Here is a 15987-nt window from a genome sequence, read left to right on the forward strand (position 1 = left end):
TCTTTGCCTTAAACAGCAGATGCACCAGAAACGATTTCTGACAGTTCTTGTGTAATCGCCGCCTGACGGGCTTTGTTATACACAAGCTGCAATTCATCAATCAGATTTCCTGCATTATCTGTTGCTGCTTTCATCGCAACCATTCGTGCCGCTTGCTCACTGGCAAGGTTTTCGACAACACCCTGGTATACCTGTGATTCGACATAGCGAACCAATAGGGTATCCAGCAGGGCTTTAGGCTCAGGCTCATAAATGTAATCCCAAGCGTGGCTGCGCTGCATTTCTTCATCTTCCGACTTAGGCAAAGGCAGCAATTGATCGATCACTGGTTCCTGAACCATAGTGTTTACAAACTTGTTGTACACCAAGTACAGGCGATCCAGTTGGCCCTCATCATATTTCTTCAGCATGACACCAACAGTACCAATCAGCTCATCAACCGATGGGTTATCACCCAAACCGGATACCTGAGCCTGGACGTTACCGCCGTAACTATTGAAAAAGCCCGTAGCCTTTGCACCAACCAGTGCAAGGTCAATTTCTGCGCCTTTTTCATTCCAACCTTGGATATCTGCCATGACTTGCTTGAACAGGTTAATGTTCAAGCCGCCACACAGACCGCGGTCAGTAGAAACAATGATGTAACCTACGCGCTTGGCTTCACGCTCCTCAAGATAAGGGTGCTTATACTCAAGACTACCAAGGGCGATATGACCGATCACTTTGCGCATAGTTTGTGCGTATGGACGAGATGATTCCATTGCTTCTTGCGTTTTACGCATCTTAGAAGCAGCAACCATCTCCATCGCTTTAGTGATCTTCTGAGTGTTTTTAACACTACCGATCTTGTTACGAATCTCTTTTGCGCCGGCCATCGTTACTCTCCGTTAGTAGGTGATCGCAAGCGACCACCAACCAATTACCAAGTCTGGGTCGCTTTGAAACCTTCAACCAGTTTTACAAACTGAGTTTCGATTTCATCATTCCACGCACCCGTTTCATCAACCTGAGACACAAGCTCAGCGAATTGACCTTTGGCATATGAAAGCAACGCAGCTTCAAAATCAGCAAGCTTGGTCAGCTCCACATCATTCAAGTAGCCTTTTTCCGCAGCAAAGATAACCACAGCCTGTTCAAATACAGACATCGGCGAGTACTGCTTCTGCTTCATCAGCTCAGTAACTTTCTGACCGTGATCAAGCTGTTTCTTAGTTGCTTCATCAAGGTCAGACGAGAACTGAGCAAATGCTGCCAGTTCACGGTACTGTGCCAGTGCGGTACGAATACCACCAGACAGTTTCTTGATGATTTTAGTTTGAGCAGAACCACCTACCCGCGATACAGAGATACCTGGATCAACCGCTGGACGAATACCGGCGTTGAACAGCTCTGTTTGTAGGAAGATCTGACCATCGGTGATAGAGATAACGTTGGTCGGTACGAATGCCGATACGTCACCTGCTTGCGTTTCGATAATAGGAAGCGCAGTCAGTGAACCTGTTTTGCCTTTCACTTTACCGTTCGTGAATTTTTCTACGTAGTGCTCACTGACGCGAGACGCACGCTCTAGAAGACGCGAGTGTAAGTAGAAAACATCACCTGGGAATGCTTCACGGCCTGGTGGACGCTTAAGCAATAGTGAAATTTGACGGTAAGCAACAGCCTGCTTAGACAGGTCATCGTATACAATCAGTGCATCTTCACCACGGTCACGGAAGTATTCACCCATTGCACAACCCGCGTAAGGCGCTAGGTATTGCAGAGCTGCTGATTCAGATGCTGACGCAACAACAATGATGGTGTTTTCCAGTGCACCGTGCTCTTCCAGCTTACGTACCACGTTGGCGATAGTAGAAGCTTTCTGGCCGATAGCGACATATACAGAATAAATACCAGAGTTCTTCTGGTTGATAATGGCATCGATCGCCATGGCGGTTTTACCCGTCTGACGGTCACCGATGATCAGCTCACGCTGGCCACGGCCGATCGGGATCATCGAATCAACTGCCTTGTAACCAGTCTGAACTGGCTGATCAACAGATTTACGTTCGATAACACCCGGTGCAATCACTTCAACAGGAGAGTAAACTTCTGCTTCGATCGAACCTTTACCATCAATAGGCTCACCCAGTGTATTCACTACGCGGCCTAGCAGTGCAGGGCCGACAGGTACTTCAAGAATACGACCAGTACCCGTTACTTTCATGCCTTCCTGAAGGTCGACATATGGGCCCATTACAACCGCACCCACCGAGTCACGCTCAAGGTTAAGTGCTAGTGCATAACGGCCACCAGGTAATTCAATCATTTCACCTTGCATCACATCAGCAAGGCCATGGATACGAATGATACCGTCGCTTACCGACACGATAGTACCTTCGTTACGCGCTTCACTTACAACGTTGAAGTTTTCAATACGTTGCTTGATCAGTTCGCTAATTTCCGTGGAATTAAGTTGCATGCTCCAATTCCCCAAATCAAGACTGCAAAGTATCGCTCAGGCGGTCTAACTTGCCGCGTACTGAGTTATCGATGACCAAGTCTCCAGCTCTAATCACGACCCCAGCAATCAGGGTCTCGTCTACACTGCAATTCAGCTTCACCTTACGGCTCAGACGCTGTTCCAGTTTCTCACCGATGGCAGCAAGTTGACTATCATCCAGGGCAACCGCAGAGGTCACAGTGGCATCGATAGTTTTTTCCAGCTCGCTTTTCAGGAGCAGGAACTCGCTGCATACAGCAGGAAGTACTTTCAGGCGTCCGTTCTCGGCCATAACCTTAATCAGGTTCTGGCCGACTTCGTTGAGTTGCTCGCCGCATACTGACAGGAAAATCTCCGTCAGCTTGTCCGCCGCGTAACCGCTATCCAGAATATCCTGGATGGTCTCGTTACGGGTGACTTCGGCAGCAAAGGAGAGCATTTCCGCCCATTGGGCCAGCTCACCTTTCTCAACCGCAAGATCAAAGGCTGCTTTAGCGTAGGGGCGTGCGATAGTAGTCATATCCGACATGTGCTTGCCCCTTTAATTACAGTTCTGCAGTGACTTTGTTAAGAAGATCAGCGTGCGCATCTTTATCGATAGAACGCTCAATGATTTTCTCAGCACCAATCACAGCCAGAGTTGCAACTTGTTTTCTTAGTTCATCGCGGGCGCGGTTACGTTCTGCTTCGATCTCAGCAAGACCTTGGGACAGAATTTTATCACGCTCAACGAGGGCTTCAGCCTTCGCTTCATCGACGATCTGAGCTTTGCGCTTGTTAGCTTGCTCTACAATTTCAGTTGCAGTGCGTTTTGCTTCTTTCAGTGAGTCAGAAGCATTTGACTGCGCTAGGTTCAGGTCTTTGGCAGCGCGATCAGCGGCTGCCAAACCGTCAGCAATTTTTTTCTGACGCTCTTCAATCGCTTCCATGATTGGTGGCCATACATATTTCATGCAGAACACCACAAACATAAAGAAGGCGATAGCCTGACCCAGCAAAGTTGCATTCATATTCACAACGCATCTCCTTAAAAAGGGTTGCTATGGGTCCGTTCGTTTTGTGTTATTAACCAGCTAGCTGGCCAACGAATGGGTTTGCGAACGTGAATAGTAGAGCGATTACGATACCGATCATTGGAACCGCATCAAGCAGACCAGCGATGATGAACATCTTAACCTGTAGCATTGGAGCCATTTCAGGCTGGCGTGCAGCACCTTCAAGGAATTTACCACCAAGAAGGGCGAAGCCGATCGCTGTACCCAGTGCAGCAAGACCTACAATGATGCCTACGGCAATTGCAGAAAAGCTTAGTAAAGTTTCCATCACTATCTCCAGTTTATAGTTGTCGGCTAAAGTGCCAGTAAAAAATTGAATAATTTACAAATAATCGTTAATGATTGTCTTCATGCGCCTGAGACAGGTACACAATAGTCAACATCATAAACACGAATGCTTGAATTGTAATGACTAGAACGTGGAAAATTGCCCACGGTACCGAGCCCAGCCATTGTGCCCACCACGGCATAAGTGCCGCGATTAGGATAAACACCACCTCACCGGCGAACATGTTACCGAACAGACGCATACCTAATGAAAGCGGCTTCGCCAGTAGCGAAACAATTTCAAGAAGCAGGTTGAACGGGATCATGACCGGGTGATTGAACGGGTGAAGAGCCAGTTCTTTCGCAAAGCCACCGAGACCTTTTACTTTGATGCTGTAGTAAATCATCAAGGCAAAAACGCCCAGCGCCATTGACATGGTGATGTTGACATCAGCACTCGGTACCACCTTAAGGTAAGGAATACCCAACCAATGTTCAGCAGGATACGGAAGAAAATCAATTGGCACCAAGTCCATGATGTTCATCAGCAAAATCCAGCAGAAAATGGTAAGAGCCAAAGGAGCTATCAGCGGGTTGCGGCCATGGAAGGTTTCCTTGACGTTATCGTCAACGAACTCTACGACCATTTCCACAAAACACTGTAGTTTCCCAGGAACTCCTGATGTCGCTGTTTTCGCAGCCTTACGGAATACCCAAAGAAAGAGTAGACCGGTCAGGGCTGAGAAAAACAGGCTATCTATATGTACCGTCCAGAAACCACCATCACCAATCGACAAATTTGTCAGGTGGTGAGTGATGTAGCCTGACGGCGTTAGCGCTTCACCTGGCGCAGCCATAACTCATCCTATTTGTTGTTGTTAATGAATAAAACCGGCCCAAAGATATTAATTCCGAGAGCCAGCAAATAGGTCAGTTTGAGGGGAACAAGTTCCACCTCGACATACAGGTAAACAAAGGCAAACAAAATGACTGTAATGAGGATTTTCAGCACTTCGCCACCATAGAATGACGCCATGACCAGCCGGGCCTTGCGGGCTCCGCTGAACAAAAACGCACAGGTTGCAAAGACTGCGTTGGCGATCACAAAGATACCACCGCCGATAAGTGCAGAGATTCCCCAGTCAACACTGACAGCAAAAACTGCCATGATTGCCGTTATCAAAACGACGCCAGATTGTAGTAACAGCAACCGTTTCGCCAATTGGCGTCCCGGTCGAACTAGCGCCGATACCATGTATTCGTTCCTCGAGTACGTTCCACTGCACTTACGACGTGCTGGGAAAACAGCGAAAATTATACGGCTCATAAGATTGAATGCAATCTAATCGCAGCAAAAAAAGATGTTAGATTTTACAACACAATAACTTGATCACGTCGTTGTAATTTTTGCAACAAAATATGCACGTTTTATATCACACTTCGTGACCTAGCATTGCAATAATTTGCTGGAGCTTGTCAGCCTGATCAAAGCTGATAACGATCTTTCCTTTGCCGTTTTTCTGCTGATTTATCGCCACCTGGGTGCCAAACTGCTCACTTAGCTGGTTTTCTACCGCTTCGATGGTAGGATTAGCAACCGCTACTTTGGGCTCAGGTTCCGGCGTCAGCATCTTCTTCACCAAGCGTTCAGCATTACGAACCGTTAACATCTTGGCTACAACAATTTGTGCCGCTTCAAGCTGGCGTTCATTGGGTAGAGCAAGCAAGGCACGGGCATGGCCCATTTCCAGCTGTTTTTGCTCTACCATGCGCTTGACCGGCGCTTCCAACTGGTTCAAACGCAGCAGATTCGATACCGCCGCACGAGACTTGCCCACCGCTTCGGCGACTTGCTGGTGAGTAAGTGAAAACTCACTTTGCAGCCGTTCCAGCGCCTGCGCTTCCTCTATCGCGTTGAGATCTTCACGTTGGATATTCTCAATCAAAGCAATGGCCACAGTGGCCCTGTCGTTAACATCCTTGATAATACAAGGGACTTTCTGAAGGCCGGCTTGACGCGATGCACGCCAGCGCCGCTCTCCGGCAATGATCTCGTACTGCTGTGGCGCGATTTCCCTCACCACAATCGGCTGGATCACGCCTTGAGCACGGATAGATTCAGCCAACTCGGCCAGTGCTTCTTCCGACATATCTTTGCGTGGCTGGTAGCGACCCGGCGCCAGCTGGCTGATAGCCAGCTCTTTGAGACTACCGTCAGCCGACAGTGTTTGTGCTTTATCAGCCTGCTGCAGCTTGGTGGCGGCAACAGAGCTGGTGGCCAGCAAGGCATCAAGGCCTTTTCCCAGGCCCCGTTTATTCATGTTCATGATTAACCTTTATGCATCGACCGCGCTGGCATTCGCTGCCAACTCTTCACGGCGGATAATTTCACCGGCCAAGGCCAAATAGGCTTTGGCACCGCTCGAGTACTTGTCGTAGTACATGGCTGGTCGGCCATGACTCGGAGCTTCGGCAAGCCGGACATTGCGCGGGATAACGGTACGATAGACCTTGTCGCCAAAATGCTTCTTGAGCTGCTGGGACACTTCGTTCGCCAGCCGGTTGCGCGGGTCATACATGGTCCGCAGCAATCCCTCAATTTTCAGTTCACTATTGACGACAGCGGTGAGTTTGCTGATGGTATCCATCAATGCCGTTAGCCCCTCGAGCGCGAAATATTCGCACTGCATCGGTACCAGAACAGAGTCTGCAGCTGTCATTGCATTGATTGTAAGAAGGTTTAAGGCAGGAGGACAATCAATAAAGATGAAATCATAGTTACCACGAACATTTTCAAGGGCTGTACGCAGCCGAACTTCGCGGGCAAAGACTTCCATCAGCTTGATTTCTGCCGCCGTGACATCACCGTTAGCGGCTATCAGATGATAGCCGCCAGTGGTGTCGGTGATCACGACATCGTTGAACGGGGTTTCTTCGACAAGAAGCTCATAGGCCGTTGCATCGACTTGGTATTTATCCACGCCGCTGGCCATGGTGGCGTTGCCCTGGGGATCCAGGTCAATGACCAAGACCTTGCGTTGCGTGGCCGCCAATGACGCTGCCAAGTTGACACATGTTGTGGTTTTACCCACGCCTCCCTTCTGGTTGGCTACCGCTATGACTCTTCCCACAAAAAAACCTCATCCTTTAATCCTTTGCTGTCAAGACTACTAGATGGCGTTCGCCTTCCAGCTCAGGAACATGCAAAGATATGACTTCCGTCACAGAACACCATTCGGGTAGTTCTGTCACTTCCTGCTGATTGAATTGCCCCTTCAGCGCCAGGAAGCACCCGTTGCTGGTAGGGAGGTGGTGGCACCAAGATACCATATCATTCATTGAGGCAAACGCACGACTAAGCACGGCATCAAAACCGACTTCAGGCTGGAATTCCTCAACCCGGCTCTGAACCGGGGTGACATTGTCGATCTTCAGTTCATGGATCACTTGGCGGATAAAACGGATCCGCTTGCCCAGACTGTCTAACAACGTGAACTGCTTGTCCGGGTTCATGATCGCCAGAGGGATCCCTGGAAGGCCCGGACCGGTACCCACATCGATAAACCGCTCACCAACAAGGTGAGGGCTTACCACAATACTATCCATAATATGTTTCACCAACATCTCATACGGATCGCGTACCGATGTCAGATTATACGCTTTATTCCATTTATCCAGCATGGCGACATAGCCGACGAGCTGGTCAATTTGCTGATCTGTGACTGTGAGATCAGTTTGCGCTACCAGTTGCAACAGACGTTGTTTCACAAATTACTCCTATTCGCCTTTCTTCAGCAGGCCTTGCTTCTTGAGGTACACCAACAGCAGGGAAATCGCAGCCGGGGTGATGCCTGAAATACGTGACGCCATACCGATAGTTTCCGGCTTGGCATCATTGAGCTTGGCAATGACTTCGTTCGACAAGCCTTTGACGACGCTGTAATCGATATCCAGCGGCAGCTTGGTCTTCTCATGGCGCAGGGATTTTTCCACTTCGTCTTTCTGGCGGTCAATATACCCTTGGTACTTGACCTGGGTTTCCACCTGTTCGCAGGCCTGGCTATCTTCATGAGCAGGGCCGAATAGCGCAATATCAGTAAGCAGGTTGTACGTTACTTCCGGACGGCGCAGCAAATCCTCGCCGCTCGCCTCGCGGGTGATCGGCGTCTTGAGGATCTGGTTTACCGCCTCAACCTGCTCCGACGTCGGCGTCACCCAAATATTTTTCAGGCGCTGGCGTTCCTGCTCAATATTTTCCAGTTTCTGGTTGAAGCGTGCCCACCGTTCGTCATCAACCAAACCAAATTCGCGGCCAATTTCGGTCAAACGCAAATCAGCGTTGTCTTCACGCAGCAGCAAACGATATTCAGCTCGGGATGTGAACATGCGGTACGGTTCTTTGGTGCCCATGGTCGACAAATCGTCAATCAGTACACCCATGTAGGCCTGATCGCGACGCGGGCTCCAACCTTCACGGTCCTGTGCCAGCAGGGCAGCGTTCATTCCGGCCAACAAGCCTTGGGCTGCGGCCTCTTCGTAACCGGTGGTGCCGTTGATCTGGCCGGCAAAGAACAGACCATTGATAAACTTGGTCTCGAACGTCTGCTTCAAGTCACGAGGATCGAAGAAATCATACTCAATGGCATAACCCGGACGGACAATATCGGCATTCTCGAAACCCTTCATCGAACGGACAATCTGCATCTGGACATCAAACGGCAAACTGGTGGAAATCCCGTTTGGGTACAGCTCATGGGTTGTCAGGCCTTCAGGCTCGATGAAGATCTGATGGCTGTCCTTGTCGGCAAAACGCATTACCTTGTCTTCGATCGACGGGCAGTAACGTGGGCCGATCCCCTCGATCACCCCGGAATACATCGGGCTGCGATCCAGATTATTACGGATCACATCGTGAGTTTTCTCGTTGGTGTGGGTAATAAAACATGGGATCTGGCGTGGATGATCCGAGGCTTTACCCATAAACGAAAACAGTGGTGTCGGGTTGTCACCATGCTGGGCTTGCAGCTGGCTAAAATCGACACTGCGCGCATCAATACGCGGAGGTGTTCCGGTCTTGAGACGATCAACCCGGAATGGCATTTCACGCAAACGTGACGCCAAGGTGATCGACGGTGGATCCCCGGCGCGGCCGCCGTTGTAGTTTTCTAGACCAATGTGGATCTTGCCACCGAGGAATGTCCCTACAGTCAACACGACCGCTTTGGCACGGAACTTCAGTCCCATTTCAGTTACGGCGCCGACAACACGATCATTTTCGATGATCAGATCATCAACCGCCTGTTGGAATAACTTTAGGTTCGGCTGGTTCTCTAGCGCGTCACGCACGGCTGCTTTGTACAGGGCACGGTCTGCCTGAGCGCGTGTTGCCCTCACCGCAGGGCCTTTTGACGAGTTCAAAGTGCGGAACTGGATCCCGCCTTTGTCGATCGCCCGGGCCATCAAACCACCAAGGGCGTCAACTTCTTTAACCAGGTGTCCTTTCCCGATCCCGCCGATTGCTGGGTTGCATGACATCTGTCCCAACGTATCGATGTTGTGTGTCAGCAGTAGGGTTTTTTGTCCCATACGGGCTGCTGCCAATGCAGCTTCAGTCCCGGCATGGCCGCCACCTACGACGATGACATCAAAATTTTCCTGGTAAAACATGAAACTACCTCGGATATTCAAAATTGGCAGTGAGTTATCTTTGAGCGAAGGTGCAATATTCTATCCTGTTTCCGTCGTGGAGAGAATCTTTCCTGAAGATCATTTGATCCTTGGGGATACTGCTTTTGAATATAGATAAGATCTTTTAAATAGATCTTCTGTTAGATCTATTATATAGATCCGCCGATCGTGTGGATAAGTGATAAATGATCCTAATGATCATGGTCTTATCGAGGATCATTTGCTGTGGAGCAGCATGGATCAGTGCTGGGATTAGCTGGGATCAAAAAAGGCAGTTATTAACAGCGGAATGGAGGACAAGAAGTTACTAAAGGGATAACTATGGGTTGATCACCGTTTAGATCTATAGTTATCCACAGAAAAAAGTTTAAAGATCGGCAAAAACTGGGTAAAAAACTGTTTGTTTTTTATTCAAAGCAGGTTGTTTTTCCAGTTTTCCAGCCATAATTCTGCTGGATCCTCCGGGACCGGATCCCGTGAAACATCAATTTCGAGTCTTTCCCCAAGGCGGATCGCCCCCAGATTTGCCAACTGTTGATCAATCTTCCTGGCTGCGGCACAAAAGGTATCGTAGCTGGAGTCACCCAAGCCGATCACGGCATAGCGTAAAGCGGCGAGATCCGGTTGCTGGCTGTGTAGTTGTTCGGCGAAAGGCTGGAAATTGTCGGGATATTCACCTGCGCCATGGGTCGAGCAGACCACCAGCCAGATTTGGTCGGTAGCAAGTTGTCCGAGGTCGGCTTGGTTGGTGATATCCGTACTATGGCCGGCTTGTTCCAGCAGGTCGCTCAAGTGGTCGGCAACGTATTCGGCGCCGCCAAGGGTGCTGCCGGTAATAAGGGTAATGTGGCTCATGTCCTCAAATCCGTGTAGATATTCACAAAGGGGTTATACACAGTATTGTACTGGGTTGGACGTAGGAGGGAAGCTTGATCTTGCTGGGGAGGGGATCTTTTATCGGCAGCTTATACACAGCCTGTCACGCGGATCCGAGACAGGCTGTGGAAATGATCGCGGGTGAGGATCGGTTATTTGCCGATACAGAACGAGGTGAAGATCCGGCCGAGTAGATCATCGGAGGTAAATTCGCCGGTAATTTCACTCAGGTGTTGCTGGGCGAGGCGGAGCTCTTCGGCAAGGATTTCTCCGGCCATGAAGCCCTCCAGTTGCTCTTTGCCGGTTTCCAGATGGCTGGCTGCGCGCTCCAGGGCGTCAAGGTGACGCCGGCGGGCCATAAAGCCCCCTTCGGTGGTGCCGGCAAAGCCCATGCATTCCTTGAGGTGTTCACGCAGTGGTTCGACCCCTTCTCCGGTACGGGCTGAGAGGCGGATAAGGGTCGGGTTGTTGACGTGGCAAATCCCCGTGCTTTCTCCGGTCAGCTCAACCTTGTTACGGATCACCGTAATGCCCAGCCCTTGCGGTAAACGTTCAATAAACTCCGGCCAGATCTCTGCCGGGTCTGTGGCGTCGGTGGTGGTACCATCGACCATGAACAGAACGCGGTCGGCTTGCTGGATTTCCTCCCAGGCCCGTTCGATACCAATGCGCTCAACTTCGTCAGAGGCTTCACGTAAGCCTGCGGTGTCGATGATATGCAGCGGCATGCCATCAATGTGGATATGCTCGCGCAGTACGTCACGGGTGGTACCGGCAATATCGGTGACGATGGCACTGTCCTTGCCGGAAAGGGCATTGAGTAGGCTCGACTTACCGGCATTCGGCCGACCGGCAATCACGACCTTCATCCCTTCACGCATGATAGCGCCTTGGTTGGCTTCGCGGCGCACGGCATCTAGACGGTCGATAATGCCGTTAAGATCACCGGAGACCTTGCCATCGGACAGGAAGTCGATTTCTTCTTCAGGGAAGTCAATCGCGGCTTCGACGTAGATGCGCAGATGAATAAGGGCCTCAACTAATTCATTAACGCGGGTCGAGAAGGCCCCCTGCAGCGATTTGAAGGCACTTTTTGCCGCTTCCTCTGAACTGGCATCAATCAGGTCGGCAATCGCCTCTGCTTGCGTCAGGTCGAGTTTGTCGTTCATAAAGGCGCGTTCGGAGAACTCCCCCGGTCGGGCAGCGCGAATGCCATCGATTTCCAAGATACGGCGGATCATCATATCCATCAGTACCGGGCCGCCATGGCCCTGCAGCTCGAGGACATCTTCGCCGGTAAAGGAGTTCGGGCCCTTGAAGAACAAGGCTATTCCCTGATCCAGCGCCGTACCATCTTCATTTTTGAACGATAGGTATTCGGCATAGCGAGGCTTGAGCTCACGTCCGGCTACGGCCAGGGTGACCTCGTTGGCTTTCGGGCCCGAGACGCGGATGATCCCGACGCCGCCACGCCCTGGTGGGGTGGCTTGGGCAACAATGGTATCTGTATGTTCAGTCATAATTTTGGCTTAGCTTGATAAATACGCGGCAATTGTAAACAGAGTAGTGGCGATTGCCCAGCAATGGCAAGTGCTTGGGATTGGGAGAATAAAAAAGGCGGCCCGCAGGCCGCCTTTTTCTTAACTCAGGGCTGCGTTACTTGCTATGCAGACCTTTCTTTTCCAGTGAACGGTAAATCAACGTCTGCTGGATAAGTGTTACGACGTTAGATACCAGCCAGTAAAGGACTAGACCTGACGGGAAGAACAGGAAGAAGAAGGTGAACATCACCGGCATGAAAGTCATGATCTTCTGCTGCATCGGGTCGGTAACCGTCGTCGGGCTCATCTTCTGGATCATGAACATGGTCGCACCCATCAGGATCGGCAGGATGTAGTACGGGTCCTGTGCTGACAGGTCGTGGATCCAGCCGAAGAATGGTGTATGACGTAGTTCAACGGATTCCATCAATGACCAGTAAAGTGCGATGAAGATAGGCATCTGTAGCAAGATTGGTAGACAGCCACCCAGTGGGTTCACTTTCTCTTTCTTGTACAGTTCCATCATTTCCTGGCTCATGCGCTGGCGGTCGTCGCCCAAACGCTCACGCATTGCTTGCAGTTTTGGCTGCAGCATACGCATTTTCGCCATTGAGGTGTACTGCGCTTTGGTCAGCGGGTACATCGCACCACGAACAATGAATGTCAGGATAATAATTGCCAGACCCCAGTTCACCACGATGCCTTGGATGAACGACAGCAGGCTGTGAAGCGGGCTGGCGATAAACCATAGCCAGCCGTAGTCGACTGTCAGGTTCAGGTTCGGAGCCGTTGCTGCCATTTGGTCTTGTAGTTTAGGACCGACCCACAGTGTCGCCGTTAGTGACTGCTCACTGCCAGGCGCAACTGTCGTTGTTGGCATGCGTACACCGATGTAGCCCTGGCCATTACCAGTGCGGGTGTACAGGTTGCTCGCTTCTTCTGTGCGCGGGATCCATGCTGTCACGAAGTAGTGCTGCATCATTGCCGCCCAGCCTTGATTCATATCCAGGTTCAAGTTTTTGTCCTGCATATCATCGAAGCTGTACTTCTTGTACTTCACGTTGCCAGTTGAGTATGCGCCACCACGGTAGGTAGGCATGGTCAGGCTGCCGCCATCGTCCATTAGGTTTTGCTTCAGCTGGGCATACATCTGCACGCTGGCTGGCTGGGCAGATTGGTTATCGATGCTGTATTCAACATCAACTGCGTAGCTGTTGCGCTTCACGATGATCGTTTTGGTGTAGCTGATGCCGTCTTGCTCGTAAGTCAGCGGTACGCGCAGTTCGTCTTGGCCATCAGCGAGGACGAAGCTGTCAGCGGTTGCTTGTAGTTGAGCACGACCAGCTGCCGTATCGATACCTTGGGCACCGATTAGGCCTGATTGAGCTGTGTAGCTATGGCCCTGGTCATTTTTCAGGAGAACGAATGGGTCTTCCGATTCCAATTCGTTGTCATAAGCCAGTAGCTTTGCTTCGATGATGTCACCACCTAGCGTATCGACAGTAAGCGCCAGTACATCAGTGTTAATAGTGATCAAGTTGTTTGACGTGCTTTGGTCAGTGATAGTCTGGCCGTCAGCGGAATGCGAAGGCACATCACCACTGTTGTTGACTTGTTGCGCTACACCCTGCGGTTGCGGGTTGCTGTCTGTATTCCACTGTTGGAACAGTAGGAAAGAGACAAACAGTAGGGCAATTAACAGAATATTGCGTTGGGAATCCATCGTTAATTATCTCTGTCGTTATGCTTGGTTGGCGGAACGGGGTCATAACCACCGTCGGTTAAAGGATGACATCTTAATAGACGTTTCGCTGCGAACCAACCACCTTTTATCGCTCCATGCGTTTTTATCGCCTCGATAGCGTATTGGGAACATGTAGGGGTAAAGCGACAGCGGGGCCCAATAAGCGGACTTATTGCCAGTTGGTAAAAGCGGACTAGTCTGATGACTAGCCACGCGAAGGGCGAGACAGGCGATGCCATAATTTCTCTAGAAGCTTGAAAAGTTCTTCGTTGCTCAGTTCACTGGCACTTTTCTTGGCGATAACGACAAAATCCTTTGCTGGCAGATCATGTTGCTGCAGGCGGAAACTCTCACGCACGATACGTTTGAATTTGTTACGGCCAACGGCAGTTTTAATCTGTTTCTTCGGGACAGCCAAGCCAAGACGCGGATGGTCGAGGTTGTTATTGCGGGCAAGAATAGTTAAATGAGGAGAGCCAGCACGATGAGCTTGCTGGAAGACTTTTTTGTAATGTTCGGGAGTTAACAGACGTAACTCCCGAGAGAAAGCGTTCTTACTCAAAATAATCTGATGATTACTTAGAAAGACGCTTACGGCCTTTAGCGCGACGAGCGTTGATTGTTGCGCGACCGTTCTTAGTAGCCATGCGTGCACGGAAACCGTGGTTACGCTTGCGCTTTAGAACTGAAGGTTGAAAAGTGCGTTTCATGGGTTTTACCTTAAATTAACTGATCAGTTTTTAAGTTTGGTTAGAGTTTAGCGACTGATTTCAGTCGTTGCCTCTAATCAAAGAGGCGGAATTGTAATCACTGACTCTTAAATAGTCAATAATTATGCCCGCAGAGAACTACGGGCGCTGAATTATACTTCCTATTTGCCAGAGTGCAAGGATCCTTAACGGATCCCGACTTGGTTTAGGAACTTCTTCAGCCTCGGATCTTGCGGATTACCGAAGATCTGATCCGGAGTGCCTTGTTCGACAAAGCCGCCATCGGCCATAAAGATCACCCGATCGGCCACTTCGCGGGCAAATTGCATTTCGTGGGTAACCACCAGCATGGTCTGGTGCCGGGTGGCCAGTTTCTGCATCAGGTTCAACACTTCGCCGACCCACTCGGGATCCAGTGCCGATGTTGGCTCGTCAAACAGTAGCAATTCGGCTTCGAGTGCCATTGCACGGCCGATCCCGACTCGTTGTTGCTGACCGCCAGACAGGGCGGCAGGGTAATGCTCGCCTTTGTCGCCAAGGCCTATGTCGTCAAGGATCTGCTGGGCCTTCTGGTGAGCTTCTTCTTTGTTCCAGCCCTTAACGGTGATCAGGCCCTCGGCGATATTTTGTCGTGCTGTCAGGTGAGCAAAGAGGGCATAGTTCTGGAATACAAACCCGGTCTTGCGGCGCAGTGCCAGCACCTCTTTTTGGCCGGCCTGCTGGCTGTCGATCGAGACATCGCCAAGGGTGAGGTGTCCTTCATCGGCGGTTTCGAGGAAATTGACACAGCGCAGCAGAGTCGACTTTCCAGTTCCCGACGGGCCGATCACGACGACGATTTCACCTTTGCTGATAGTTAAATCTAGCCCGGAGAAAATGGTCGCATCACCAAAGCGCTTCGTCAGGTTTTCAATTTTAATCATCGTGTATACGCCCTGTTGAGTTTGGCTTCTGCCCAGTTTTGGACCCGGGTCAGGACAAGCACTATACCCCAGTAGATAAGGGCAACGGCAAGGAATGCCTCAAAGAACTTGAAGCTTGAAGAGGCCTCCATTTGGGCCATAGCCATGATTTCAGCTACCCCGAGGGTGAAAGCCAGCGAGGTTGATTTGATCATGTCGATGAAATAGTTCATTAGCGATGGCAGGGCCACCCGTGTAGCCTGTGGCAGGATGATCCGCCGCATGGCTTGTAGTTCAGTCATGCCAATTGACAGGCTGGCTTCGCGTTGGCTGCGGTCGATACCGAGGATGGCTGCACGGATAGTCTCGGCCATGTAAGCGGCAAAATGCAGGCTCAGGCCTATGACTGCGGCGGTAAAGGCATCAAGACCAACGAAGACCGGCATCACTTGTGGCAGGCCATAATAGAGCAGGAACAGCTGTACCAGCAGTGGGGTACCGCGGAAAAAGCTGATATAGAGTTGGCTGAGCTGATCGAGCACCGGAATGCGGTAAGTTCGCAGCAGTGCCAGTACCAATGCGATGATCAGGGCAAACACTAAGCCCCAGAGTGCCATTCCCATCGTGGTACCGAGATATTTGAACAAGATCGGCATCAGGGAAAGCATATAGTCAAAATCAAAACCCATATGGTGTCTTCTTTTTTACTGTGGTTTTTCAGC

General features: G+C 50.6%; 19 protein-coding genes. All 19 read right to left on the reverse strand.

The window, feature by feature from the left end; translation table 11 throughout:
* Window positions 1–8: 8 nt before the first annotated feature.
* Entirely contained in the window at window positions 9–875 is an 867-nt protein-coding gene (atpG, locus tag C9I99_RS24815; RefSeq protein ID WP_107351513.1) for a F0F1 ATP synthase subunit gamma, read from the reverse strand.
* A 44-nt stretch (window positions 876–919) separates the two neighbouring features.
* Window positions 920–2461 (reverse strand): F0F1 ATP synthase subunit alpha, encoded by a 1542-nt coding sequence (gene atpA, locus C9I99_RS24820; RefSeq protein WP_107351514.1) that lies wholly within the window; start codon window positions 2459–2461, stop codon window positions 920–922.
* Window positions 2462–2477: 16 nt separating this feature from the next.
* Entirely contained in the window at window positions 2478–3011 is a 534-nt protein-coding gene (atpH, locus tag C9I99_RS24825) for a F0F1 ATP synthase subunit delta (RefSeq protein ID WP_107351515.1), read from the reverse strand.
* A gap of 16 nt (window positions 3012–3027) precedes the next feature.
* Window positions 3028–3498, reverse strand: coding sequence for a F0F1 ATP synthase subunit B (gene atpF, locus C9I99_RS24830; protein WP_107351516.1), 471 nt, complete (start codon window positions 3496–3498; stop codon window positions 3028–3030).
* A gap of 49 nt (window positions 3499–3547) precedes the next feature.
* Window positions 3548–3805, reverse strand: a complete 258-nt coding sequence (gene atpE, locus C9I99_RS24835) for a F0F1 ATP synthase subunit C (RefSeq protein WP_005302247.1) — start codon at window positions 3803–3805, stop codon at window positions 3548–3550.
* A gap of 67 nt (window positions 3806–3872) precedes the next feature.
* Window positions 3873–4661 (reverse strand): F0F1 ATP synthase subunit A, encoded by a 789-nt coding sequence (atpB, locus tag C9I99_RS24840; protein WP_107351517.1) that lies wholly within the window; start codon window positions 4659–4661, stop codon window positions 3873–3875.
* Between the two features lie 8 nt (window positions 4662–4669).
* Window positions 4670–5059 carry a F0F1 ATP synthase subunit I gene (locus tag C9I99_RS24845; protein WP_107351518.1) on the reverse strand — a complete coding sequence of 130 codons (390 nt, stop codon included), beginning with the start codon at window positions 5057–5059 and terminating at the stop codon, window positions 4670–4672.
* 178 nt (window positions 5060–5237) lie between these two features.
* Entirely contained in the window at window positions 5238–6125 is an 888-nt protein-coding gene (locus C9I99_RS24850; protein WP_166645519.1) for a ParB/RepB/Spo0J family partition protein, read from the reverse strand.
* 15 nt (window positions 6126–6140) lie between these two features.
* A complete protein-coding gene (locus tag C9I99_RS24855) occupies window positions 6141–6935 on the reverse strand; it encodes a ParA family protein (RefSeq protein WP_107351520.1) in 795 nt (264 codons plus the stop codon).
* 16 nt (window positions 6936–6951) lie between these two features.
* Complete coding sequence (gene rsmG, locus C9I99_RS24860) at window positions 6952–7572, reverse strand: 16S rRNA (guanine(527)-N(7))-methyltransferase RsmG (RefSeq protein WP_107351521.1); 621 nt, start codon at window positions 7570–7572, stop codon at window positions 6952–6954.
* A gap of 9 nt (window positions 7573–7581) precedes the next feature.
* Window positions 7582–9471, reverse strand: a complete 1890-nt coding sequence (gene mnmG / locus C9I99_RS24865) for a tRNA uridine-5-carboxymethylaminomethyl(34) synthesis enzyme MnmG (RefSeq protein ID WP_107351522.1) — start codon at window positions 9469–9471, stop codon at window positions 7582–7584.
* A gap of 432 nt (window positions 9472–9903) precedes the next feature.
* The gene (gene mioC / locus C9I99_RS24870; protein WP_107351523.1) at window positions 9904–10347 is read right to left on the reverse strand and encodes an FMN-binding protein MioC; all 444 of its coding nucleotides are present in this window, start codon (window positions 10345–10347) and stop codon (window positions 9904–9906) included.
* 173 nt (window positions 10348–10520) lie between these two features.
* A complete protein-coding gene (gene mnmE, locus C9I99_RS24875) occupies window positions 10521–11888 on the reverse strand; it encodes a tRNA uridine-5-carboxymethylaminomethyl(34) synthesis GTPase MnmE (RefSeq protein ID WP_107351524.1) in 1368 nt (455 codons plus the stop codon).
* Window positions 11889–12024: 136 nt separating this feature from the next.
* Entirely contained in the window at window positions 12025–13632 is a 1608-nt protein-coding gene (yidC, locus tag C9I99_RS24880) for a membrane protein insertase YidC (RefSeq protein ID WP_107351525.1), read from the reverse strand.
* Between the two features lie 2 nt (window positions 13633–13634).
* On the reverse strand, window positions 13635–13892 hold the full coding sequence (gene yidD, locus C9I99_RS24885) for a membrane protein insertion efficiency factor YidD (RefSeq protein ID WP_107351526.1): 258 nt from the start codon (window positions 13890–13892) through the stop codon (window positions 13635–13637).
* Window positions 13859–14215 (reverse strand): ribonuclease P protein component, encoded by a 357-nt coding sequence (rnpA, locus tag C9I99_RS24890; RefSeq protein WP_107351527.1) that lies wholly within the window; start codon window positions 14213–14215, stop codon window positions 13859–13861. The genes yidD and rnpA overlap by 34 nt, the downstream gene beginning before the upstream one ends.
* Window positions 14216–14228: 13 nt before the next feature.
* Window positions 14229–14363 (reverse strand): 50S ribosomal protein L34, encoded by a 135-nt coding sequence (rpmH, locus tag C9I99_RS24895; protein WP_045037224.1) that lies wholly within the window; start codon window positions 14361–14363, stop codon window positions 14229–14231.
* Between the two features lie 185 nt (window positions 14364–14548).
* Complete coding sequence (locus C9I99_RS24900; protein ID WP_107351528.1) at window positions 14549–15286, reverse strand: amino acid ABC transporter ATP-binding protein; 738 nt, start codon at window positions 15284–15286, stop codon at window positions 14549–14551.
* Window positions 15283–15954, reverse strand: coding sequence for an amino acid ABC transporter permease (locus C9I99_RS24905; protein ID WP_107351529.1), 672 nt, complete (start codon window positions 15952–15954; stop codon window positions 15283–15285). The genes C9I99_RS24900 and C9I99_RS24905 overlap by 4 nt, the downstream gene beginning before the upstream one ends.
* Window positions 15955–15987: the final 33 nt, after the last annotated feature.

It is taken from the genome of Photobacterium lutimaris, from assembly GCF_003025555.1.
GTDB classification, from domain to species: domain Bacteria; phylum Pseudomonadota; class Gammaproteobacteria; order Enterobacterales; family Vibrionaceae; genus Photobacterium; species Photobacterium lutimaris.